General features: G+C 70.1%; 22 protein-coding genes and 1 tRNA gene. 13 read left to right on the top strand and 10 right to left on the bottom strand.

Annotated elements, in window-relative coordinates:
- Nucleotides 1–2 precede the first annotated feature (2 nt).
- The 5 genes from A4R43_RS24090 (at nt 3) to A4R43_RS24070 (ending at nt 3,376) form a co-directional block, all read left to right on the top strand.
- Complete coding sequence (locus A4R43_RS24090; protein WP_113694415.1) at nt 3–695, top strand: uracil-DNA glycosylase; 693 nt, start codon at nt 3–5, stop codon at nt 693–695.
- Nucleotides 692–1,216, top strand: a complete 525-nt coding sequence (locus A4R43_RS24085; protein ID WP_113694414.1) for a GNAT family N-acetyltransferase — start codon at nt 692–694, stop codon at nt 1,214–1,216. The genes A4R43_RS24090 and A4R43_RS24085 overlap by 4 nt, the downstream gene beginning before the upstream one ends.
- Nucleotides 1,217–1,421: 205 nt before the next feature.
- Nucleotides 1,422–2,744 (top strand): NAD(P)/FAD-dependent oxidoreductase, encoded by a 1,323-nt coding sequence (locus A4R43_RS24080; protein ID WP_113694413.1) that lies wholly within the window; start codon nt 1,422–1,424, stop codon nt 2,742–2,744.
- A 43-nt stretch (nt 2,745–2,787) separates the two neighbouring features.
- A tRNA-Leu gene (locus A4R43_RS24075) sits at nt 2,788–2,861 on the top strand.
- Nucleotides 2,862–3,154: 293 nt separating this feature from the next.
- Nucleotides 3,155–3,376, top strand: a complete 222-nt coding sequence (locus A4R43_RS24070; protein WP_162788577.1) for a hypothetical protein — start codon at nt 3,155–3,157, stop codon at nt 3,374–3,376.
- Here A4R43_RS24070 and A4R43_RS24065 read toward each other — a convergent pair.
- Nucleotides 3,373–4,020: a response regulator transcription factor gene (locus A4R43_RS24065; protein ID WP_113694411.1), complete on the bottom strand. Its 648-nt coding sequence runs from the start codon at nt 4,018–4,020 to the stop codon at nt 3,373–3,375. The two genes, A4R43_RS24070 and A4R43_RS24065, sit on opposite strands and share 4 nt — an antisense overlap.
- A 30-nt stretch (nt 4,021–4,050) precedes the next feature.
- Nucleotides 4,051–5,250: a sensor histidine kinase gene (locus tag A4R43_RS24060; RefSeq protein ID WP_113694410.1), complete on the bottom strand. Its 1,200-nt coding sequence runs from the start codon at nt 5,248–5,250 to the stop codon at nt 4,051–4,053.
- Nucleotides 5,251–5,421: 171 nt separating this feature from the next.
- Here A4R43_RS24060 and A4R43_RS24055 point away from each other — a divergent pair, with 171 nt between their 5' ends.
- Nucleotides 5,422–6,030, top strand: a complete 609-nt coding sequence (locus tag A4R43_RS24055) for an MmpS family transport accessory protein (protein ID WP_236808221.1) — start codon at nt 5,422–5,424, stop codon at nt 6,028–6,030.
- Between the two features lie 89 nt (nt 6,031–6,119).
- Here A4R43_RS24055 and A4R43_RS24050 read toward each other — a convergent pair whose 3' ends face one another.
- Nucleotides 6,120–6,551 (bottom strand): winged helix-turn-helix transcriptional regulator, encoded by a 432-nt coding sequence (locus A4R43_RS24050; RefSeq protein ID WP_113694409.1) that lies wholly within the window; start codon nt 6,549–6,551, stop codon nt 6,120–6,122.
- A gap of 96 nt (nt 6,552–6,647) precedes the next feature.
- Between A4R43_RS24050 and A4R43_RS24045 the strand changes: the two genes are divergently transcribed.
- Nucleotides 6,648–8,069, top strand: coding sequence for an MFS transporter (locus tag A4R43_RS24045; RefSeq protein WP_236808219.1), 1,422 nt, complete (start codon nt 6,648–6,650; stop codon nt 8,067–8,069).
- Nucleotides 8,066–8,545, top strand: coding sequence for a pyridoxamine 5'-phosphate oxidase family protein (locus A4R43_RS24040; protein WP_236808217.1), 480 nt, complete (start codon nt 8,066–8,068; stop codon nt 8,543–8,545). Before A4R43_RS24045 ends, A4R43_RS24040 begins: the two co-directional genes overlap by 4 nt.
- Here A4R43_RS24040 and A4R43_RS24035 read toward each other — a convergent pair.
- Nucleotides 8,542–9,252: an aspartate/glutamate racemase family protein gene (locus A4R43_RS24035; RefSeq protein WP_113694408.1), complete on the bottom strand. Its 711-nt coding sequence runs from the start codon at nt 9,250–9,252 to the stop codon at nt 8,542–8,544. The genes A4R43_RS24040 and A4R43_RS24035 overlap by 4 nt on opposite strands.
- Nucleotides 9,249–10,661: an NCS1 family nucleobase:cation symporter-1 gene (locus A4R43_RS24030; protein WP_113694407.1), complete on the bottom strand. Its 1,413-nt coding sequence runs from the start codon at nt 10,659–10,661 to the stop codon at nt 9,249–9,251. Before A4R43_RS24030 ends, A4R43_RS24035 begins: the two co-directional genes overlap by 4 nt.
- A gap of 149 nt (nt 10,662–10,810) precedes the next feature.
- On the opposite strand from A4R43_RS24030, the gene A4R43_RS24025 reads away from it, so the two are divergent.
- Nucleotides 10,811–11,467, top strand: coding sequence for a GntR family transcriptional regulator (locus A4R43_RS24025; protein ID WP_113694406.1), 657 nt, complete (start codon nt 10,811–10,813; stop codon nt 11,465–11,467).
- Here the strand turns inward: A4R43_RS24025 and soxR are convergent.
- Together soxR and A4R43_RS24015 are read right to left on the bottom strand one after the other, a co-directional pair.
- Entirely contained in the window at nt 11,464–11,898 is a 435-nt protein-coding gene (gene soxR / locus A4R43_RS24020) for a redox-sensitive transcriptional activator SoxR (protein ID WP_113694405.1), read from the bottom strand. The two genes, A4R43_RS24025 and soxR, sit on opposite strands and share 4 nt — an antisense overlap.
- A 14-nt stretch (nt 11,899–11,912) precedes the next feature.
- Entirely contained in the window at nt 11,913–12,326 is a 414-nt protein-coding gene (locus A4R43_RS24015) for a MerR family transcriptional regulator (RefSeq protein ID WP_113694404.1), read from the bottom strand.
- 52 nt (nt 12,327–12,378) lie between these two features.
- On the opposite strand from A4R43_RS24015, the gene A4R43_RS24010 reads away from it, so the two are divergent.
- Entirely contained in the window at nt 12,379–13,464 is a 1,086-nt protein-coding gene (locus tag A4R43_RS24010; protein ID WP_113694403.1) for an alkene reductase, read from the top strand.
- Here the strand turns inward: A4R43_RS24010 and A4R43_RS24005 are convergent.
- Nucleotides 13,427–14,506 (bottom strand): coiled-coil domain-containing protein, encoded by a 1,080-nt coding sequence (locus tag A4R43_RS24005; RefSeq protein ID WP_162788576.1) that lies wholly within the window; start codon nt 14,504–14,506, stop codon nt 13,427–13,429. The genes A4R43_RS24010 and A4R43_RS24005 overlap by 38 nt on opposite strands.
- Before the next feature lie 48 nt (nt 14,507–14,554).
- The gene (locus tag A4R43_RS24000; protein WP_113694401.1) at nt 14,555–16,549 is read right to left on the bottom strand and encodes an SDR family oxidoreductase; all 1,995 of its coding nucleotides are present in this window, start codon (nt 16,547–16,549) and stop codon (nt 14,555–14,557) included.
- A 191-nt stretch (nt 16,550–16,740) separates the two neighbouring features.
- Here A4R43_RS24000 and A4R43_RS23995 point away from each other — a divergent pair, with 191 nt between their 5' ends.
- Entirely contained in the window at nt 16,741–17,559 is an 819-nt protein-coding gene (locus A4R43_RS23995) for a Bax inhibitor-1/YccA family protein (protein WP_113694400.1), read from the top strand.
- Nucleotides 17,560–18,219: 660 nt separating this feature from the next.
- A complete protein-coding gene (locus A4R43_RS23990) occupies nt 18,220–19,497 on the top strand; it encodes a YeeE/YedE family protein (protein WP_113694399.1) in 1,278 nt (425 codons plus the stop codon).
- Nucleotides 19,498–19,537: 40 nt separating this feature from the next.
- Here the strand turns inward: A4R43_RS23990 and A4R43_RS23985 are convergent, their stop codons facing one another.
- Complete coding sequence (locus A4R43_RS23985; RefSeq protein WP_113694398.1) at nt 19,538–20,758, bottom strand: acetyl-CoA C-acetyltransferase; 1,221 nt, start codon at nt 20,756–20,758, stop codon at nt 19,538–19,540.
- Nucleotides 20,759–20,894: 136 nt separating this feature from the next.
- Between A4R43_RS23985 and A4R43_RS23980 the strand changes: the two genes are divergently transcribed.
- Complete coding sequence (locus A4R43_RS23980; protein WP_113694397.1) at nt 20,895–22,265, top strand: cystathionine beta-synthase; 1,371 nt, start codon at nt 20,895–20,897, stop codon at nt 22,263–22,265.
- The last annotated feature ends 54 nt before the right edge of the window (nt 22,266–22,319 follow it).

Raw genomic sequence — 22,319 nt, 5'->3', positions numbered from 1 at the left:
GGATGACCCTGGCCGAGATGGACGCCGAGCTGATCGACTGCCGGGCCTGCCCGCGGTTGGTGGCCTGGCGCGAGCAGGTGGCCGAGACCAAGCGCGCGGCCTTCGCCGGCGAGACGTACTGGGGCCGCCCGGTGCCGGGCTTCGGGCCCGCCGACGCGTCGCTGGGCATCGTCGGCCTGGCGCCCGCCGCGCACGGCGCGAACCGCACGGGCCGCATGTTCACCGGCGACCGGTCCGGTGACGTGCTGTATCGCGCGATGTACGACGTCGGCCTGGCCACGAAGCCGGAAGCGCACCACATCGGCGACGGGCTGGAGCTGATCGGCACCCGGATCACCTCGCCGGTGCACTGCGCGCCGCCCGCGAACAAGCCGACCCCGGCCGAGCGCGACACCTGTGGCCGGTGGCTGGCCAGGGAACTGGAACTGCTGCGGCCCACGCTGCGCGCGATCGTGGTGCTCGGCGGTTTCGGCTGGCAGGCGCTGCTGCCGGTGCTCGCTGCCGCCGGCTGGGAGGTGCCGCGGCCACGCCCGAAGTTCGGCCACGGCGTGCAGTACGTGCTCGACGGGCCGACGGAGCTGCGGTTGTTCGGCTGCTTCCACGTTTCGCAGCAGAACACCTTCACCGGGCGCCTCACCCCGGCGATGGTGCGCGAGGTGCTGACCACCGCCAAAACCGCGGCGGGCATCCCGTGAAGCCGCCGGAAGAGGTCGTCGGGCGGCGCGTGCGGTTGACGCGGTGGTCTTCGGCGGATGCCGCCGAGTTGCAGCGGGTGGTCGAGGAAGCGCAGGAGTACCTGAAGCCGTGGTTGTTCTGGGCTTACGGCGAGTACCGCGCGGCCGACTTCCTCCACCTGGCCGACGAGCAGTGGGAATCGGGCAAGGCCTATCCCTACGCCCTGCGCACCGAGGGCCGGATCGCGGGTGCGGTCGGGCTGGAGCGGCGCATCGGCCCCGGCGGCATCGAGATCGGTTACTGGCTGCACCCGTCCTGGGCCGGGCGCGGGCTGATGACCGAAGCCGTCGCGGCGCTGGTGCCGGTCGCGTTCGCGCTGCCCGACGTCGACCGGATCCAGATCTGGCACGACGCGGCCAACGAAGCCAGCGCGGGCGTGCCCCGGCGGCTGGGCTTCACCGAGGTCGCGCGGCACGACCCTGGACGGGAGGAAGCGCGGCCCGGGATGGCCGGGGTGGACGTGGTCTGGCAGCTGGAGTGAGTTCGCTCACCGGTTGCGGAGAGTGGCGAAATTGGCTGAATTCACCCGCTATGGGTTTATTCTGGCCTTACTCGCTCTACGCTCCGCAATCGCCCGACTACCCGGCGGTGCGGCCCGCTGAATCGTTCAATCTTCGGTGGCGACGCTGGTCACAGCAGCGCGGGGTACACGAGCGAGGGCCCTGGATGGGTGCGACCATGGACGCATGGCAGCGAAGTCGGAACCGACACGGATCCTCGTCCTCGGTGGCGGATATGTCGGTCTGTACACGGCGTTCGGGCTCCAGAAGATGCTGCGGGCCAACGAAGCGTCCGTCACCGTTGTGGACCCCCAGCCGCACATGACGTACCAGCCGTTCCTCCCCGAGGCGGCGGCGGGCGCGATCGAGCCGCGGCACGTGGTGGTCCCGTTGCGGCGCGTGCTCAAGCGGTGCCACGTGCTGACCGCGCGGGTCACCAAGATCGAGCACGAACGCAAGTCCGTCACCGTCGAGGCGGCCGACGGCCACATCGAGCAGCTGTCCTATGACGTGCTGGTGGTCGCCCTGGGCGCGGTGGCGCGCATCCTGCCCATTCCCGGACTCGCCGAGCAGGGCATCGCCTTCAAGACCATCGGCGAGGCCATCTACCTCCGCAACCACGTGCTGACCAAGCTCGACCAGGCGGCCAGCACCCTGGATCCCGAGCTGCGCAAGCGCCTGCTGACCTTCACCGTGGTCGGCGGCGGCTTCGCGGGCATCGAAGCGCTCGCCGAGCTCGAGGACATGACCCGCTTCGCGACCAGGTACTACGAGAACATCGAGCCCTCGGACATCCGCTGGGTGCTCGTCGAGGCCGCGGGCCGGATCCTGCCCGAGGTCCGCGAGACGCTCGGGGTGTGGACCGTGGAGCAGCTGGAGAAGCGCGGCATCGAGGTCTACCTGTCGACCGCGGCGAAGTCGTTCGAGAACGGGCACGTGGTGCTCTCGGACGGCACCGAGTTCGACAGCGACACGATCATCTGGACCGCCGGCGTGAAGGCCAACCCGGTGCTGGCCGACTCCGACCTGCCGCTGGACAAGCGCGGCAGGCTCGAGGCGACCGCGGCGCTGCAGGTCGTCGGGCATCCCGACGTGTGGACCGCGGGTGACAACGCCGCGGTGCCGGACCTGTCGCGCACCGAGGAGGACCCGTCGGCCACCTGCCCGCCCAACGCACAGCACGCGGTGCGGCAGGCGCGGCACCTGGCGAAGAACATCATCAAGGTGCTGCGCGGCGGTCAGCCGAAGGACTACTACCACAAGAACCTGGGCGCGGTCGCCGGTCTCGGCCTGCACAAGGGCGTGGCCGACGCGCTGAACCTGAAGATCAAGGGCTTCCCGGCCTGGGTGTTCCACCGGGCGTACCACGTCAAGGCGATGCCGACGTGGAACCGGAAGATCCGGATCTTCTTCGACTGGGTCTTCGGCGGCCTGCTGCGGCGCGAGGTGGTCTCGCTCGGGCAGATCAACAACCCGAAGGAAGAGTTCACCAGGGCCACGAAGTCCTGACCTGAGCTGCGGGAGCGGGGCCCGGCCGCATAGGCTGGGCCGTGCCCCCGTAGCCCAACCGGCAGAGGCAGTCGACTTAAAATCGACCCAGTGCGGGTTCGAACCCCGTCGGGGGCACTGCGGCGCTGATCAGCGGGTTGCCCGAAGGCGGTTCTAGATCACCTCCCCGGTCTACCCCCGGAATAGGGTTCTAGGCCCCTTCGGACCACGCTGACCAGCGCGTCCGCCGCTCGAGGCGAGGCACCAAGCGGCAGTGAGCGTCGACGGTTCCAGACCGGTGACGTCGGCTGCGAGCAGCCGCGCAAACAACAAGCACTGCCGCCTCGAAATCGAATCGGCCCAGTGCGGGTTCGAACCCCGTCGGGGGCACCATTGACCCGGGGCGCCGCCGCTCGGGAGAATGCGGCGCCATGGTGGGTTTTCGCTGTTTTGCCGCCGCCGTGCTCGGTCTGGGATTCCTGGGCGCCGGGGTGCTGCTGGTGACCCAGGGCGCGTCGGGCTCCTACCGCTGGGGCGGTGAGGCCGCGATCTCCGCCGGGGTCGCCTGCCTGGCGGTAATGGTGATCGGCCTGCAGGACCGCGCCGTTCCGGCGCCGCGTGTTCCGGCGCAGCGGACGAAGGACCCCGACTAGGGCACCACGAGCCCGGCTTCGTAGGCGAAGATGGTCATCTGCACGCGGTTCGCCGCGTTGATCTTGGCGAAGATGCGGGTGATGTGCGTTTTCACCGTCGCCTCGCTCAGGTGCAGTTCGGCGGCGATCTCCGAGTTCGGCTTGCCCTGGGCGACCGCCGTGACGATCTCGCGTTCCCGTTCGGTGAGCGTGCTCAGCCCGTGCAGCGCGCGGTTGCGCCGCGGGTTCGACCGCGCCGAGACGAAGTGCCCGATCAGTTTTTTGGTGGCACGCGGGGAAAGCATCGCCTCACCGGCACCGACCACGCGCACCGCGTCGATGATCTCCTGCGGTGAGCACTCCTTGAGCAGGAACCCGCTCGCGCCGGCGCCGAGCGCGTCGAACACGTACTGGTCCAGGTCGAAGGTGGTCAGCACGAGCACCTTCGGCGGCCGGGCGAGCGCGGTCACCGCGGCGGTCGCGGCCAGCCCGTCCATGCGGCGCATCCGGATGTCCATCAGCACCACGTCCGGCGCGTGCGCGGTCACCTTCGCCACCGCTTCGTCCCCGTCCCCGGCTTCGCCGACCACGGTGATGTCCCCCGTGCTGCCCAGGATCATGGACAGCCCGGTCCGGACCATCGCGTCGTCGTCCACGAGCAGCACACGTAAGGGGCGCTGGGTCACCCGGTCATGCTAGTGCGGCTCCCACGGCAGCCACGCCCGGAGGGCGAAAACGCGGTCGTCGGTCGGTCCGGCGCTGACGTTCCCGCCCAGCAACGACACTCGTTCGCTGACGCCGGTCAGCCCGGTGCCCGAGCCCGGTGACGGCTCGGGTGTGGTCGCGGGCAGCGGGTTCACCACCTCGATCGACAGGCCGACCCCCGGTTCACCACGGACGGTCACGTCGGCGGGGGAGCCCGGCGCGTGGCGGAGAACGTTGGTCAGGGCCTCCTGCACGATCCGGTACACCGTGGTGCCCAGCTGCATCGGCGCGGCCGCCGCCTGGTCGAGCATGATCGTGGCGCTCGCCGGGAGGCCGGACTGCCGCGCGCCGGCGATCAGCTCCGGCAGGTCGTTGAGTGTCGGTTGTGGACGTTCGGGAGCCTGGGGCCCGGCCTCGCTTTCGCCGAAACCCTGGCCGTCGCGCAACACCCCGATCACCTGGCGGAGGTCCTCAAGGGACTGTCGTGCGGTGGTGCGGACGGTGCGCGCCACCTCGGTCGAGCCTTCGGTGCCGGAACTGACTTCCAGCGCACCGGCCTGCAGCGACAGCAGCGAAAGCCGGTGCCCCAGCACGTCGTGCATTTCGCGGGCGATGCGGGTGCGCTCGGCGCGCCGGGTCATTTCCGCGCGCAGTTCCTGTTCCTGCGCCTCACGGCGGGCGAGGTCACCGCGGACGCCGCGCACGATGCCGACGGCGAGCGCGATCGCGGTCATGAACGAGGCCAGCACGAGGATGCCGATGATCTGGCCGAGGCTGTGCCGCGTGCCGACGATCGCGCCGGCGATGGACACCTCCTCGTGCCGGTTGGCGTCCCTGGCCAGCGCGAGCGCGGTGGCCGCGTAGACGGCGGCGGCACCGGCCCAGAGCCAGAGGTCGCGGCGTGCGGCGGCCAGCGCGGCGAGCGCGATCAGCGCGGCGAGGGCGTCCGCGCCGAGCAGGAGCGACGGCACCAGCGCGATCCCGGTGACCACCAGCGGCCACTGGTGGCGCCAGCACAGCATGACGGCGGCGGCGATGGCGGTCAGGAAGCTCAGCGTCGACCACACGTCGGGCACGAAGGTGTCGGCCTCGGGCAGGTAACCGGTGGACGCGAAGACGAAGATGCTGCTGAGCACGCTCGCGGTCACCGCGAGCACGGTGATCAGCACGCCAAGTACACGCCGGGCCATGAAACAGAGCCTACGCAGGGTGAGCACGGGTCCTCATCAGCGAAAGGGCTTACCCGGAACGGGGAAGTGACGACTTTTGTCGTAACGCGGCGAGGCTATTGGAGGACGCGAAGGAACCCGTTCGGGTGATTGCATCCCCGTCGCCAGTTCATTCGGAAAGGAAACATCCCCGTGACCCAGCAGACGCCCTACCCGCCGGCCATGCCCTACCAGGCGCCGCCCCAGCAGCAGCCGCCCCGCAACGGCATCGGCATCACCGGCTTCGTGCTCGGCCTGGTGGGGCTGATCTTCTCGCCGATCCCGTTCATCGGCGTGATCGCCTGGCCGCTGGTCATCCTCGGCCTGATCTTCTCGATCTTCGGTTTGGTGCGGGTCAACAAGGGCGTCGCCACCAACAAGGTGCTGTCCATTGTGGGCATCGTGGCCTCGGTGCTCGGCCTCGGCGTGTGCATCGCCTGGATCTTCATCTTCAACTCGGCGGTCAACGAGGTGCAGGACGAGTACAACCGCACCGCCGCGGTGACCTACGAGGTGACCGGTACCGGGTCCAATGTGGAGGTCACCTACGGCGAGGCGCTGAACCCGCAGAGCGAGACCGTTTCCACGCTGCCGTGGACCAAGCAGACGGAGAACAAGGGCATCATCAAGGGCGGCATGCTCACCGTGATGGCCGACGAGAACGGCGGTGACATCACCTGCAAGATCACCGTCGACGGCGTCGAGGTGGCGACGAACACCGCCTCCGGCCCGTTCGCGGTGGCCGTCTGCACCGGAGCCTGATCGGCTTTCCGCGGAACCGCTTTCCCCCCAGGGCGTTGCTCGCACCCCCCGCGAGCAACGCCCTTTTTCCTTTGCCGCCAGGCGGAAGATCAGGGCGCGGACTGCGCCGCGGCGGCGTCGTAGGCGGCGCGCGCGGCGGCGATCTCCGGCTGGTGGTGCTCCGTCCAGTCGACCAGCGCCTGGATCGTGGTGTGCAGGGTCGCACCGAGCGGGGTGAGCGCGTAGTCCACCCGCGGCGGCACCACCGGGTGCACGGTCCGCCGCACCAGGCCGTCGCGTTCGAGGTGCCGCAGCGTGGTGGTGAGCATGCGCTGCGAGATCCCGTCGATCTCCTGCTTCAGCTGGGTGAACCGCAGCGTCTGCCGGTCGAGCAGCGAGATCACCAGCAGCGACCACTTGTCGGCGATCCGGTCGAGGATCTGCCGTACCTCGCAGTCCTCCCGCACGTGCCACTGCATGACGCCGTAGTCGTCCTCGGTGCGGCAGGAGTAACTCGGTGAGTTCGAAGTGCCTTCTTCCACGTCAACCGATGGTGCCGCAGGATGCCAATGGTTACAAGAAGGAACCGACCGGCCGTGGAGTAACCGGCCGGTCCGCTCGCTCGAAGGGGCTCATCCGTGTCCACACCGCAGACCTCGCCGCCCGAACGGCTGACCCGGCGCGCCTGGGGCGTGTTGTTCGTGCTGTGCGGGTCGATCTTCCTGGAGGGGATCGACATCGCCATGCTGAACGTCGCCCTCCCGTCCATCCGCGCCGACCTCGGGCTGTCCACCGCGATGCTGAGCGGCGTGGTGAGCGCGTACGTGCTCGGCTACGCCGGGTTCATGCTGCTCGGCGGCCGCGCCGCGGACATGTTCGGCCGCCGCCGGATGTTCATCGCCTGGCTGGTGGTCTTCCTGCTCTTCTCCGGTCTCGGCGGGCTCGCCACCGAAGGCTGGATGCTGCTGCTCGCGCGCTTTGTCACCGGCGTCGCGGCCGCGTTCATGACCCCGGCCGGGCTGTCGATCATCACCACCAGCTTCGCCGAAGGGCCGCAGCGCAATCGCGCGCTGCTCGTCTACGCCGGAACTGCGGCGGCCGGGTTCTCGCTCGGCCTGGTGGCCGGCGGGCTGCTCGCCGCGCTGGGCTGGCGGTGGGTGTTCTTCGCGCCGGTGTTCCTCTCGGCGATCCTGCTGGCCGCCGCGTTCCCGCTGATCAAGAAGGACACCGCGCGGCCGGAGCGGCAGCGCACCGACTTCGCGGGCGCCGTCGCGGTGACCGGTTCGATGCTGCTGCTGGTCTACGGGGTGGTGCGGCTGGAACACCCCGCGCAGGGCTGGGGCTGGACGGTTGCCGCGTTCGCCGGTGGGGTCGCGTTGCTGGCGGCATTTGTGGTGATCGAACGGCGCTCGCCCGCGCCGCTGGTCCGGCTGGGCATTCTCCGCTCGGCACCGCTGGTGCGGACGAACCTCAGCGCCGCGTTGTTCGCCGGTTCGTTCTTCGGCTTCCAGTTCCTGGTGACGCTGTACCTGCAGGAACTACGCGGCTGGTCCACGCTCGAAACCGGCCTAGCAATGCTAGCGATCGGCATCGACGCAGTGCTAGCACCGCTAGCAACCCCCTGGCTGGTCAACCGGTTCGGCAACGTGCGGGCCATTTTCATCGGCCTGGTGCTGGCGGCCGCGGGGTACGCGTTGTTCCTGCCGGTGGGCATGGACTGGACCTATGCGGCGATGTTCCCGACGATGCTGTTGCTGGGCGTGGCGTTTTCGCTGACCTACGGCCCGTTCACGATCGCCGCCACCGAGAAGGTCGCGGCGGAGGAACAAGGGCTGGCGAGCGGGCTGTTCAACACGGCGTTCCAGTTCGGCGCGGCGCTGGGGCTTTCGGTGGTCACCGCGGTGAACGTCGCCGCGCTCGACGCCGCCGCGCCGCTGGAGGCGTTCCGCACCGCTTTGCTGGTGCCGTTGATCGGCGCCGCGCTGGCGGCGGTGGTGATCGCCTTCGGCATGCGCACCCGGGTGGCCGAGGCCGCGCCCGCGCTGGCGGTGACCCGGTGAAGGTCGAGTCGTTCGCCGAGATCCAGCCCGCCTTCTTCGAGTACGTCGCCGACATCGGCTACGCCACGATGACCACAGTGGACAGTCGTAACCGGCCGCGGGCGCGGGTGATGCTGGCCGTGTGGGAGGTGGTCGAGGGCAAGCCGCGGGGCTGGCTGGCGGCGTACCGGACGCCGGTGAAGGTCGCGCACCTGGCGAAGAACCCGCACACCACGTTCTCGTACTGGAGCCCGCGGCAGAACGCCGTCGCGATCGACTGCGTGGCCCGCTGGGACGACGATCCCGCGGTGCGGCGGCAGGTGTGGGAGCTGTACCGCAAGGGCAGCCCGCCGGGCGTCGGCTACGACCCCATCCGCTTCTGGCGAGGCGGCCCCGATGACCCGGAATACCACGTCCTGCGCTTGGACCCGTGGCGCGTCCAAGTGGTGCGGGGCCGCGACCTGACCAGCCGAATCTGGGTCGGTGACACGCTCTAGCGGTGCCAGCGGCGGGTTTTCGGGAGTGGTGGTGCGTAGGAGCCGATCTGGCTGGTGCGCAAAGACAAACCCGCCAGTGTCTCGGCCAGGCGGACCGCCGCCGCCACTCCGTCGACCACGGGCACGCCGAGTTCCGTGCTGATCCGCCGGTCCATGCCGGTCATGCCGGCGCAGCCGAGCACCACCACCTCCGCGCCCCGGTCACGCAACCGCCGCGCGGCGGTGACCAGGGCCGAGGCGGTGCGCTGCTCGTCGCCCAGTTCCAGGACGCCGAGGCCGGTGCCGACCACGCCGACGCAGTTCGGCAACACGCCCGCGGTGTGCAAGCTGTCCTCGATCATGCCGCTCGTTCTGTCCAAAGTGGTCACCACGCCGTACCGCCTGCCGAGCAGGCAGGCCAGGTGCGCGGCGGCTTCGGTGATGTCGACCACCGGGATGCGCAACAACTCCCGCGCGCCCTCGCGGCCGTGTTCACCGAAGCCCGCCAGCACCACGGCGTCGAACGAGTTTTCGTCGATGCCGCGCAGCAGATCCAGCACCGCCGCCGCGCTCAGGAAGCTGTCCAGCCAGCCTTCCGCCGACTCCGGCCCCCAGGCCGGCGTCATCGCCACGATCTCCGTGCCGGGGCTCGCGGCGGCGCGTGCCCCGGCTTCGATCTCCTTCGTCATGCGTTCCGTGGTGTTGCAGTTCGTCACCAGGATCCTCATGCGGCCAGCCGATACAGCAGGCCCGCCGCGGCGGTGCCGATGAACCACGAATACGGCGCCGCCGGGGCGAAGAACGGCACCAGCGCGATCACCGCGCTCAACGCCGCCGTCGGCACAAAAACCCACAGCGCCACCGGGTTCACGCCCCGGCGGTAGTGGTACGGCGCGTCCGGCGAACCGTCGAACAACCGGGAAACGTCCACCTTGTCGCGCTTGATCAGGTAGTAGTCCACGATCATGATGCCGAACAGCGGCCCGAGAAAGGCGCCCAGCCCGCCGAGGAAGTAGTTCACCACCGCGGGCGTCGAGTACAGCTTCCACGGCAGCACGCACAACGCGGCAACCGCGCTGATCATGCCGCCCACCTTGAAACTGATCCGCCGCGGCCAGATGTTCGCCAGGTCGTAGGCCGGCGAAACGAAGTTCGCCACGATGTTCACGCCCATGGTGGCGATCGCGAAGGTGAGCGCGCCGATCACCAGCACCGCCGTGTTGTCCACGCGCGCCAGCAGTTCCGCCGGGTCGGTGATCGCCTCGCCGAAGACCTCCAGGCTGCCCGCGGTGACCACCACCGACAGCAGCGCGAACGCCGTCGAGTTGATCGGCAGACCCCAGAAGTTCCCGCGCCGCACCGTTTTCTGGTCCGGGGTGAACCGCGAGAAGTCGCAGAAGTTCAGCATCAGCGTGCCGTAGATGGCCAGGATCAACCCCACCGCGCCGAACCACTGGCGGAACTGCTCGCCCGTGGACAACGGCGTCGGACTGGAGGTCAGCGAGATGTTCCAGTCGGCGGCGACCAGGATCCACACCGCCAGCGCGATCATCACCACCCAGATCGCCGGCCCGCACCAGTCCTGGAACTTGCGCACCGACTCCATGCCGCGCGTGAGCACCAGCGCCTGCGCCAGCCACAGCGCCACAAAACAGACCCAGCCGAGCGCGTGCAGGCCGAGGAAACCCACCCGCGTCCACGATTCCATCGACGGGTCGATCGCCAGCACCAGCACGGTGATCGCCACCGACGCCAGATAGGTCTGGATGCCGTACCAGAAGATCGCGATGACCGCGCGGATCAACGCGGGCAGGTTCGCGCCGAAGGTGCCGAAGCTGATCCGCGCCACCACCGGGAACGGCACGCCGGTGCGCTGCCCGATGCGGCCCATCAGGTTCATCCCGACGTAGATCAGCACGAAGCCGAACAGCAGCGCGGTGAACACCTGCCACGCCGACAGGCCGAGCACGAAGAGCCCGGCGGCGAAGGTGTAGTTGCCGAGGTTGTGCACGTCCGACATCCACAGCGCGAAGATGTCGTAGACCTTCCACTTCCGCTCGCGGGCGGGAGCCAGGTCCTCGTTGTACAGGCGGGGGTCCTGCCGGAGTTCCGGCGCGGGGGTGCCAACGGTGGTCACGGTGCCTCCTGTACTCGCGGGACGGGGGTTTGGTATCCCAAACTTTGGTATCCCAAATGTGACGCACGACAAGCCGGGCGTCAATGGGCGCCGCGATAAACTCGGGTAACGGCTGGTTACGGCCGTGTTGAGGCGGGACAGGGGAGCGAGTGGACACCGACACGGCGCGGCAGCCGCTGGCCGCGGTGCGGCAGCGCGTGCGCGACGAACTGCGCGAGCGCATCCTCAACGGCAGGCTGAAGCCGGGGGACCGGCTGGTCGAGCGTGACCTCGCCGAGGATCTCGGGGTTTCGCGCGTGCCGGTGCGCGAGGCGATCCGCAGCCTGGAGGCCGACGGCTTCGTGGTGGTGCAGTCACCGCGCCGGGTGGTGGTCCGTCAACTGTCCGAAGTGGACGTCGAGGAGCTGTTCGACGTGCGCGAGGCACTGGAGTCGATGGCCGCCGCGCGGGCCGCCGAGCGTGCCGACGCGGCCGGGTTGCGCGGGCTCAAGAAGCTGGTGGACCAGGCCGGGCGCGCCACCGCGGCGAACCGGCCCGCCCGCATCGCCGAGCTGAACAGCCGGTTCCACGAGGAGATCATCGCGCTGGCGGGCAACAGCCTGCTGTCCACCGTGATGCAGCCGCTCGCCGACCGGCTGCACTGGCTGACCAGTCAGAACGAGCACTGGTCCGACCTGTTCGACGAGCACCGCGAGCTGTACGAGGCGATCGCCTCCGGTGATCCGGAGCGGGCCAGGACCTGCGCGCTGGAACACGTGCGGACGAACCGCGCGGTGACCCTGAAGCAGCTTTTCCCCGAGGGCTAGAGCCGTCGCGGGCCGGGGCCGAGCGCGGCCAGCTTGTCCTCCGGGTTCATCAGCTGGCACTGCTCGAACGACAGGCAGCCGCAGCCGATGCACTCGGTGAACCGGTCGCGCATCCGCTCCATCTTCTCGATGCGGCTGTTCAGCTCCTTGCGCCAGCACTCCGAGGCCCGCTCCCAGAACTCCTTGGTGGGCGGGGCATCCGCGGGCAGGAAGTCCAGCACCTCGCGGATCACCGCGAGCGGGATGCCGACGCTCTGCGAAGCCCGGATGAACGCCACGCGCCGCAGCATGTGCCTGCCGTAGCGCCGCTGGTTCCCGCTGGTGCGGCGGCTCCGGATGAGCCCCTCGCGTTCGTAGAAGCGCAGTGCCGACGCGGGCACCCCGCAGCGCTCGACCATCTCCCCGATGGTCAACTCCTGGGCAACGGCCATGCGGCCAGCCTAGCTCAACTAATGTTCAGGTCCACCGCGCCGCGTGGCCCGCGCGTGACCGGCACGCAGCGCTCGGCCGAACCGTTCGACGCCGCGAGCACGCGTTCGAGAATGCCGAGCGAGGTCTCCAGCTCGGCGATCTGGCCGCGGATGCGCTGCCTGGCCACTTCGAGGTCCTTCGCCAGCCCCGGCCCCGGCACGATGTACTCCGCCGTGCCCTCCACGCACGGCAGCAGCTGCGCGATCTTGCTGCTGCACAGCCCGGCCGAGTAGAACAGCTGGATCTGCACGACCTTGGCGACGTCGCTCTCCTGGAAGCAGCGGTACCCGTTGGCGTCGCGGCCGGGCTGGAGCAGGTGCTCTTCTTCGTAGTACCGCAGAGCCCGCACACTGACCCCGGTGCGCCGGGACAGGTCACCGATCCTCATGGGGAGAGATTAGCTTGACCCTCACGCCAGTGTGAGGGTTTAGCTTCGCCGCATGCCTACCGAAAGCCCGCTGCTCCGCCCCTACCGGGACGGCTCGCTCTCGCTCCCGAACCGCGTCGCGATGGCGCCGATGACCCGCGGCCGCGCCGACGACGACACCGGCGTCCCGCACCCGCTGACCAGCCTGTACTACGCCCAGCGCGCGAGCGCCGGGCTGATCGTCACCGAGGGGATCTGGCCGGTGCGCACCGGCAAGAGCACCCCCGGCGTGCCCGGGATCGCGACCGCCGAGCAGGTCGCCGCCTGGCGTGAGGTGACCACCGCGGTGCACGCGGCGGGCGGGCGTGTCTTCGCCCAGCTGTGGCACGCCGGCCGGGTCAGCCACCCGTCGCTGATCGGCGAGCAGACCGTCGCGCCCTCGGCCGTGCGTGCCGAAGGCCGGGTCTACGTCAAGGGCGGCTGGACCGGGACGACCACTCCGCGCGCGCTGAGCACCGCCGAGCTGGAGCGGCTCGTCGAGGACTTCGCGACCGCCGCGCGCAACGCGATCGACGCCGGGTTCGACGGTGTCGAGATCCACGGCGCGAACGGTTACCTGCTGCACGAGTTCCTCGCCGACAACACGAACCTGCGCACCGACCGCTACCGCGAGAAGATCCGGTACCCGCTGGAGGTCACCGAGGCCGTGGTCGCGGCCGTCGGCGCCGACCGCGTCGGTTACCGGATCTCGCCGGGCAACCCGGAGAACGACCTGGTCGAGAAGGACTGGCCGGCGCTCTACCGCGAGCTGCTGGGCGAGTTCACCCGGCTCGGGCTCGCGTACCTGCACGTGGTCGGCACCGACGAGAAGGTGTTCCCGGAGGTGCGGCCGCACTGGCCAGGGCTGCTCGTCGGCAACCTGCACCAGGGCCCGCCGTCCGGCCGCGAGGACGCGGAACGGCTGCTCGAGGCCGGGCTGGCCGACGTGATCGCGTTCGGCCGGTTGTTCATCGGCAACCCGGACCTACCGGCCCGGTTCGCCACCGGCGCGCCACTGGTCCAGGTGGACAAGCAGCTCCACTACGGCTCGGCGCTGAAGGGTTACGTGGACTTCCCGGCGGTCACGACGACGCGCTGGCCTTCTCCGGTTCCGGCTTGACGCCGTTGCCACCGCCATTGCCGCTGCCACTGCCGCTGCCGCTGCCGCTGCCGTTTCCGTTGGGCGACGGCTTCTTGTCCTCGTCCTTCGACTCGGCAGCGGCGGCCTTCTCCGCGTCGGCCGGCGCGGTGATCGACTCGTCCGCCTCGTCCTCCAGCGGGTCGAGCGCTTCGGCGTTGCGGCTGAGCACCTCGTCCGCGGCACGCAGCCGGGCGAGCGCCTGCTGCTGGAGCTCGGAGAGCTTGTTGACCTTGGTGGTGGCGTCGGTGGTGCGGCGCTCGGCGTCCCTGGTGGCCTCGTCGACCAGGCGCTTGGCCTCGGCGGTGGCTTCGTCCACCCGGCGCTTGGCCTCCGCCGTCGCCTCGGCCAGCCGGCGCTCGGCCTGCTGCTTGCTCGCCGCGCGCTGGTCGGCGACGTGCTTCTCCAGCGCGGCGTGGTCCGCGGCGTGCTTGGCGTCGAACTCCATCTCCAGCGAACGGCGCTTGCGCTCGGCCTCGATGTCGAGCCGCTCGCGGTGGCGGGTGGCGTCCACGGTCAGGCGCTGCACCTCGGCCCGCGTGGCGTCGAGCGCGGCACGCTGCTCGCGCTGGATCGCGTCGGCCTGCTTGTCCACTTCGGCCAGCAGCTTGGTGTAGCGGTCACGCAGCTTGTCCGCGGCTTCGGTGGTCGCCGTCCAGTGGTTCTCGGCGGCCACCTTCGCGCGCTGGGTGATCTCCTCGGCCCGCATCTGGGCGAGCTTGACCGTGCGCTGCATGCGCTCGTCGAGGTCCTCGAGCCGCTCCGGCGGCTTCTTCAGCTCCTCGACCCGCGCGTGCAGGTTGCTGATCTCCCGCCGGGCGTTCTCCAGTTCCCTGGACAGCGTGCTGGCCTGCGCCATGGCCGAATCGCGATCGGCCATGATCCGGCGCACCTGGGCCTCGACGTGGTCCAGGTACTGCAGCACCTGGCTGCGATCGAACCCGTGCCACGCCTGCCCGTATTCCCGACGGAGGGGGAGGAATCCGGTTTCGCGTTCGGAGGACCGTCCAGCACTTCCAGCCATGGCCTCGACGTTACCCGCGCCCGGGACCGCGTCCGCGTTCGACCTGCCCTACCAGTGGAATCCCTTGGTCAATTTCGCGAGTGCGGTGGCCGCCTTCGACAGGTGACGTTCGCCACGGCCGATCTTGAGCCCGCCCTCGCCGCCGGCCGCCGTCGAGTCCGGGAAGATGCGGAAGCCCTGGTACGCCACGGCATCGGTGAGCCCGGGGGTGAGCGTGTAGGCCAGCCCGATGGCCTGGCCGATCGGCGTGCCGATGTGCTTCGGCCGCTCCTTGAGCGCCTTGAGCACCATCTCCGCCGCCTGATCGGGTGATTTTGTCGGGAACGCGTCGTAGATCTTGGTCGGCCGGATCATCGGCGTGCGCACCAGCGGCATGTGGATGGTGGTGAAGGTGATGCCGTCGCCGTGGGTCTCGGTGGCGGCGATGCGCGAGAAGTAGTCGAGCGCGGCCTTCGACGCGGCGTACGCGGAGAACCGCGGCGCGATGCCCTGCACGCCGATCGAGGACACGTTCACGATGTGCCCGAACTTGCGCTCCGACATGTGCGGCAGCACGGCGAGGATGAGCCGGACCGCGCCGAAGTAGTTGATCGCCATCGCGCGCTCGTAGTCGTGGAAGCGGTCGTAGGACAGCTTGATCGAGCGCCGGATCGACCGGCCCGCGTTGTTCACCAGCATGTCGATGCGGCCGTGCTCGGCGAGCATGGCGTCGACCGCCTTGTGCACCGACTCCTCGTCGGTCAGGTCCGCCGGGTACACCGAGGCGTGCCCGCCGGCGGCGATGATCTCGTCGCGGACCTCCTCGAGTTCGTGCTGCCGCCGCGCCACCAGCAGCGGCACCCCGCCCTGCTCGGCCACCTTGAGCGCGGTCGCCCGGCCGATGCCCGACGACGCGCCGGTGATGATCACGCGGCGGCCGTCCAGCTCACCGCGCGGGCCGTGCTTGCGCGCGCGGAACGGGTCGAGGTGCTCGCGCCAGTACCGCCACAGCGCGGGCGCGTAGTCGTCCAGCCGCGGCACCTCCACGCCGGACCCGGCCAGCGCCTTGCGCGTGCTCGCCGAGGAGAACACCGACGGGAAGGTCATCGTGTCCAGCAGCACCGGCGGGATGCCGAGCCGTTCCAGCACCGCGTCGCGCGCGATCGAGACCCCGGGGATGTTCTCGCTGAACCTGATCAGCTTGAGCACCCCGCGCGAGAGCCGCTCGTCCAGCTCGGTGCTGATCGTCGGCGCGCCCGCGGCCTTGGCGAAGGCGTTGTAGACGTCGGTGACCGGCTGCGGTTCCGGGTTGACCAGGTGGAAGACCTGCCCGTCCAGGCCGGGCTTGAGGCTGAGCGCGACCAGCGCGTCGGCCACGTAGTCGACCGGGACCAGGTTGGTGTCGCCGATGTCCGGGCCGACCAGCGGCAGGCTCGGCAGCGAGGTGAGCCGCGAGATGGCGGGGAAGACGTAGTACGGGCCGTCGATCTTGTCCATCTCGCCGGTGCGCGAGTGGCCGACCACCGCGGCCGGGCGGTAGATCCGGTACGGCACCTCGTGCTGCTCGCGGACCAGGCGCTCGGCCTCGAACTTGGTGCGGTGGTACGGGGTCGGCAGGCGCTGGCCCGCGTCGAACATCTCCTCGGTGAACACGCCCTGGTAGTCACCGGCCACGGCCACCGACGACACGTGGTGCAGGCGGCCCGCCCGCAGGTCGGCGGACAGGGCCAGGACCTGCGCGGTGCCCTCGACGTTGGCGCGGATGCTCTCCTCGTCGTCGGCGGTGAGGTCGTAGAGCGCGGCGAGGTGCATGACGTGGTCGACCTGGCCGCGCAGCTCGTCACGGGTGGCCTCGTCCAGGCCGAGCAGCGGTTCGGTGAGGTCGCCGGTGACCAGTTTCACCCGTTCGGGATGCGGCCAGCCGTCGACGAGGGCGGACAGCCTGGCGCGGGAGGATTCGCGGACCACCAGCGTGACCGAGTCGACTTCCTCGCGGGTGAGCAGGCGGCTCGTGAAGTGGCGGCCGATCAGCCCGGTCGCCCCGGTCACCAGGAAGGTCGCCATTTTTCCTCCAGAAGTTCGCCGGACGTGCATTGTGCCACCGCGGTGCGGGTACAACCGTGATCAACGGTCCCTAGTGTGTGGTGCACCGGCACTCGCCGGTATGAGTAAAGTTGTCTTTACCCGACGGGAACCGGCCGGCACGCGCGGTCGTTATACCCGATGCAAGGTGCCAGTAGATCCAGGAGGATCAGGTGCGTTCCAGCAGCAACCCCGCGTTCCGGCGCTTGCCCGTGGGCAACGGAACCCAGTACGGGCCGAACATGGGCTTCGGCCAGCCGCAGGGTGGCGTGCCCGGCTACGGCCCGCCGCAGGCTCCGGCCGGCTCCGCCGACCGGCCCATGACCGTCGACGACGTCGTCATCAAGACCGGGATGAGCCTCGGCGTAGCGCTCATCACCGGCATCATCGCCGCGATCTGGGCACAGGGCCAGGCCGCGGCCAACGCGATGGGCCCGATTCTCGGGGTGATGATCGGCGGCATGCTGGTCGGCCTCGTGATTTCGCTGGTCATCATCTTCAAGCAGAAGCCGAGCGGGCCGCTGACGCTGGCCTACTCGGCCGCCGAAGGTGTGTTCCTCGGTGCGATCTCCGGGCTGTTCGAGATGCTCTACCCGGGCATCGCGCTGCAGGCCATCATCGGCACCGCCGGTGTGTTCGTCACCATGCTGGTGGTCTACAAGACCGGCGCGGTGAAGGTCACCCCCAAGCTGACCAAGTGGATCATCGGGGCCGTCGTCGGCGCCGCGATCCTGATGCTGGTCAACCTGGTGACCAGCTTCTTCGGCTTCAACCCGCTGCGCGACGGCGGGCCGATCGCGATCATCTTCAGCCTGGTGGTGATCGGCATCGCGGCGTTCAGCTTCCTGCTGGACTTCGACCAGGCCGACCGGATGATCCGCGAGGGCATGCCGTCGAAGTGGGCGTGGTTCGCGGCGTTCGGCCTGATGACCACGCTGGTCTGGCTGTACCTGGAGATCCTGCGGCTGCTCTCGTACCTGCAGAGCGACTAGCGCTCCGGATTTGGTGGAAGGGGCGGCATCCGGCCTTGGGCCGGGTGCCGCCCCTTTTTGTGCGCGGAGGTGTCACGAATGTGGCTTTCGAGACGTTTGGCGTCCCGAAAGCCACATTCGTGACAGTCGGCGGCGCGGGGAGGGGCGGGGGAGTGCCCAGCCGCGGCCCACGGGCCGGGCCTCCGCCCCGCCGGACACGAATGTGGCTTTGGGGGCGCTGGCGGGACACGAATGTGGCTTTGGGGGCGGATTTCGCTCGCCCGTCGCCCACCGGCGCGCGCGACGGGGGCTGCGCCGGTCTCCTGCCGAGGGCCGTATTCGTCTCGGGGCGCGCGTCGGGATCGAGGTGCGGCGCGGGAAGGGGCATGGGTCAGCGGCGTGGGTGCGGCGAAGGGCATACGTCGGCGGTGTGGGTGCGGGGAGGGCCGTGCGTCGGCGGTGTGGGTGCGGGCGAGGGGAATGCGTCGGCGGCGGCGTGCGGCGCCGAGCGGGGCGTGCGGCGCCGAGGGGCGTGCGGCGCCGAGCGGGGCGTGCGGCGCTGCTTGCGTTCGGCGGTGCGGGTGCGGCCGTAAGGGTGCGTCGCACTCTGTGGGATGGGGTGCGACGGGGTGTGCCCGCCACCTACCTTCGGTGCGTTCCGCCCGATGATCGCCTGGAGTCATGGTGGCCGCGTCCAAGACCGAGTCCAAGTCCGAGCCGAAGTTCCTCCCCGCCTTCCCGACCTCCTGCGCCGCCCCCGCGCCGCGGCCCGAGGAGCCGGTCCGGGTGGTGCCGCTGGCCGTCGCCGGGCTGCTCGCGGTGGGGCTGACCTGGTACGTCTGGGCCTCCTACGGCGCCAAAAACGGCGTCCTCCTCGCACTCGGGCTCGGCCTCGGGCTGGCCCTGTTCCACTCCCGCTTCGGCTTCACCTCGGCCTGGCGCCAGCTGATCGCCGTCGGCAACGGCCAGGGCCTCCGCGCCCACACCCTGCTCCTCGGCACCGCGGCCACGCTGATCGCGCTCATCGTGTCCACCGGCTCCGGGCTGTTCGGCTCGGTGCCCAAGGCCACCGGCGGCCCGATCGGCCTGGCCCTGTTCGCCGGGGCGGTGCTCTTCGCGATCGGCATGCAGCTGGGCGGCGCCTGCGCGTCAGGCACGCTGTTCGCGGTCGGCTCCGGGCAGTCGACGATCGTGCTCACGCTCGGCGGCTTCATCGCCGGTTCCGTGCTCTACACCTGGGCTTTCCCGCTCTTCGACGGCTGGCCGTCGCTGCCGGGCGTGCTGCTGGCCGACCACGTCGGCTGGTTCGGCTCCTGGCTGATCACCATCGCCGTGCTGGTCGCCATCGTCTACGTGACCAAGCTCGTGCAGGCACGCCGGAACCCGCCGCCGGTGGACGTGGTGCCGACCGCCAGCGGCTTCGCCAGGATCCTGCGCGGCTCGTGGCCGATCCTGGTCGGCGCGGTGGTGCTCGGCGTGCTCGCCGGCGCGGTTTTCCTGGTGTCCGGCGGGATCTGGGGCGTCACCTTCGCCTTCGCGCTGTGGGGCGCGAAGGTGCTGCAGCTGTTCGGCCTGCACCCGGAGGCCTGGGAGTTCTGGCAGAGCACGAGCAACGCCAAGGCACTCGCGAGTCCTGTGTGGACGGACAAGACCACGCTGACCAACGTGGGCATCATGATCGGCGCCGCGATCGCCGCCGCGGCGGCCGGGGCGTGGAAGATCCACAGCCAGATCCCGTGGCGCACCGCGGTGGCCGCGGTGCTCGGCGGCGTCCTGATGGGCATCGGCGCGCGGCTGGCGGGCGGCTGCAACATCGGCGCCTATCTCGGCGGCATCTCCGTGGGCAGCCTGCACGGCTGGCTGTGGGGCCTGTTCGCGCTCGGCGGCACCTGGATCGGGCTCAAGCTGCGCCCGCTGTTCGGCCTCGGCAACCCGAAGCCGTCGGACAGCATCTGCTGACCGGACCCGGGTGCGCGGGGGCCCGCGCACCCGGTACGGCTCAGGACAGGCGCTCCAGCACCATCGCCATGCCCTGCCCGCCACCGACGCACATGGTCTCCAGGCCGAACTGCTTGTCGTGGTGCTGCAGCGAGTTGATCAGCGTCGAGGTGATGCGCGCCCCGGTCATGCCGAACGGGTGCCCGACCGCGATCGCGCCGCCGTTGACGTTCAGCTTCTCCAGATCGATCCCGAGATCCTGGTACGACGGGATGACCTGCGCGGCGAACGCCTCGTTGATCTCCACCAGGTCGATGTCCCCGATGGACAGCCCGGCCCGCGCGAGCGCCTGACGCGAAGCCTCGACCGGCCCGTAGCCCATGATTTCCGGCGACAGCCCGGAAACCCCGGTGGACACCACGCGCGCCAGCGGCGTGATCCCGAGTTCCTTGGCCTTCGTGTCGGACATCACCACCAGCGCCGCGGCACCGTCGTTGAGCGGGCAGCAGTTGCCCGCGGTGACCCGGCCGTCCGGCCGGAACACCGGCTTCAGCCCGGACACGCCCTCCAGCGTGACTCCGGCGCGCGGCCCGTCGTCCTTGGCCACCACCGTGCCGTCGGGCAGCGTCACCGGCGTGATGTCCTTGGCCCAGAACCCGTCGGCGATCGCCTTCTCCGCCAGGTTCTGCGACCGGACGCCGAACTCGTCCATCTCCTCGCGGGAGACGTTCTTCAGCCGCGCCAGGTTCTCCGCGGTCTGGCCCATCGCGATGTAGACGTCGGGCAGCTGCCCGTTCTCCCTCGGGTCGGTCCAGCTGTCCGCGCCCTGCTCGGCGGTCTCCTTCGTGCGCTGCTCGGCCTCGGCGAACAGCGGGTTGTGCGTGTCCGGCCACGAGTCCGAACTGCCCTTGGAGAACCGCGAGACGGTCTCCACCCCGGCGGAAATGAACACGTCGCCCTCGCCCGCCTTGATCGCGTGCAGCGCCATCCGGGTGGTCTGCAGGCTCGACGAGCAGTAGCGGGTGACGGTGCAGCCGGGCAGGTGGTCGTAACCCAGCTCGACGGCCACCGCGCGGCCCATGTTGAAGCCGGACTCACCGCCGGGCAGGCCGCAGCCGAGCATCAGGTCGTCGATCGCCGCGGGGTCGAGCTGCGGCACCTTGTCCAGCGCGGCACGCACCATCTGCACGGCCAGGTCGTCGGGGCGCATGCTGACCAGCGACCCCTTGTTGGCACGCCCGATCGGGGAACGCGCGGCGGACACGATCACGGCTTCGGGCATGGTGGTTCTCCTTCGAGTCAACTAAGCGGGCGCTCACCCATCCTCCACGCTCGGCGCCGCAGGGCAAGCCCCGCGGCCGGTTAGGGTGTAAGCGCGCCCCGACCGGGCGCGCCTTTTCGCGGAACAGGGAGCCGGAGTGGAGTACGCCGAACACATCGTCGATCTGGTGGGCAACACGCCGCTGGTGAAGCTGAACGCGCTGGCCGACGGCCTCAAGCCGCTGGTGCTGGCGAAGGTCGAGTACGTCAACCCCGGCGGGAGCGTGAAGGACCGCATCGCGCTGCGCATGGTGGAGGCGGCCGAGCGCTCGGGCGAGCTGAAGCCCGGCGGCACGATCGTCGAGCCGACCTCGGGCAACACCGGCGTCGGGCTGGCCATGGTCGCCCAGCGCAAGGGCTACAAGTGCGTGTTCGTCTGCCCGGACAAGGTCAGCGAGGACAAGCGCAACGTGCTCAAGGCCTACGGCGCCGAGGTGGTGGTCTGCCCGACCGCCGTCGCGCCGGAGCACCCCGAGTCCTACTACAACGTCTCGGACCGCCTGGTCGGCGAGATCGAGGGCGCCTGGAAGCCGAACCAGTACGCCAACCCGGAGAACCCGGCCAGCCACTACCACTCGACCGGCCCGGAGCTGTGGCGGCAGACCGACGGCCGGATCACCCACTTCGTCGCCGGGGTCGGCACGGGCGGCACCATCTCCGGCACCGGGCGCTACCTCAAGGAGGTCAGCGACGGCAAGGTCAAGGTGGTCGGCGCGGACCCCGAGGGCTCGGTGTACTCGGGCGGCAGCGGACGGCCGTACCTGGTCGAGGGCGTCGGCGAGGACTTCTGGCCGGAAACCTATGACCGGTCGGTCGCCGACGAGATCATCCCGATCTCCGACGCCGACTCCTTCCACGTCACCCGCCGCCTGGCCCGCGAGGAGGGCCTGCTGGTCGGCGGCTCGTGCGGGATGGCCGTGGCCGCCGCGCTGAAGCTCGCCGAACGCGGCACCGAGGACGACGTGATCGTGGTGCTGCTGCCCGACAGCGGCCGCGGCTACCTGACCAAGGTGTTCAACGACTCGTGGATGGCCTCCTACGGCTTCCTGCCCCCGGACTCGACCGGCGCCACCGTCGGTGACGTGCTGCGGCGCAAGGACGGTTCGCTGCCGGACCTGGTGCACAGCCACCCCAACGAGACCGTCGGCGAGGCGGTGGCCATCCTGCGCGAGTTCGGCGTCAGCCAGATGCCGGTGGTCAGCGCGGAACCGCCGGTGATGGCGGCCGAGGTGGTGGGCGCGGTCAACGAGCGCGACCTGCTCGACGCGTTGTTCACCGGCAAGGCCGGGCTGGCCGACCGGCTGGAGACGCACATGTCCCCGCCGCTGCCCACGATGGGCGCGGGGGAGCCGGTCGGCTCGGCGATGAAGGCGCTGACCGCGGCCGACGGCGCGCTGGTGCTCGTCGACGGCAAGCCGGCCGGGGTCGTGACCAGGCAGGATCTCCTCGCGTTCCTCGCCGGGAGGTAGAAGAATTCCATCGTGTGGCGGGGCCGGGGCGTTACGCGCACTCCACCCCACCAT

The sequence above is a fragment of the Amycolatopsis albispora genome, from assembly GCF_003312875.1.
Lineage (GTDB): Bacteria > Actinomycetota > Actinomycetes > Mycobacteriales > Pseudonocardiaceae > Amycolatopsis > Amycolatopsis albispora.
Note: the sequence above shows the minus strand (reverse complement) of the source record. Positions and strands in the feature narration are given on the sequence as shown.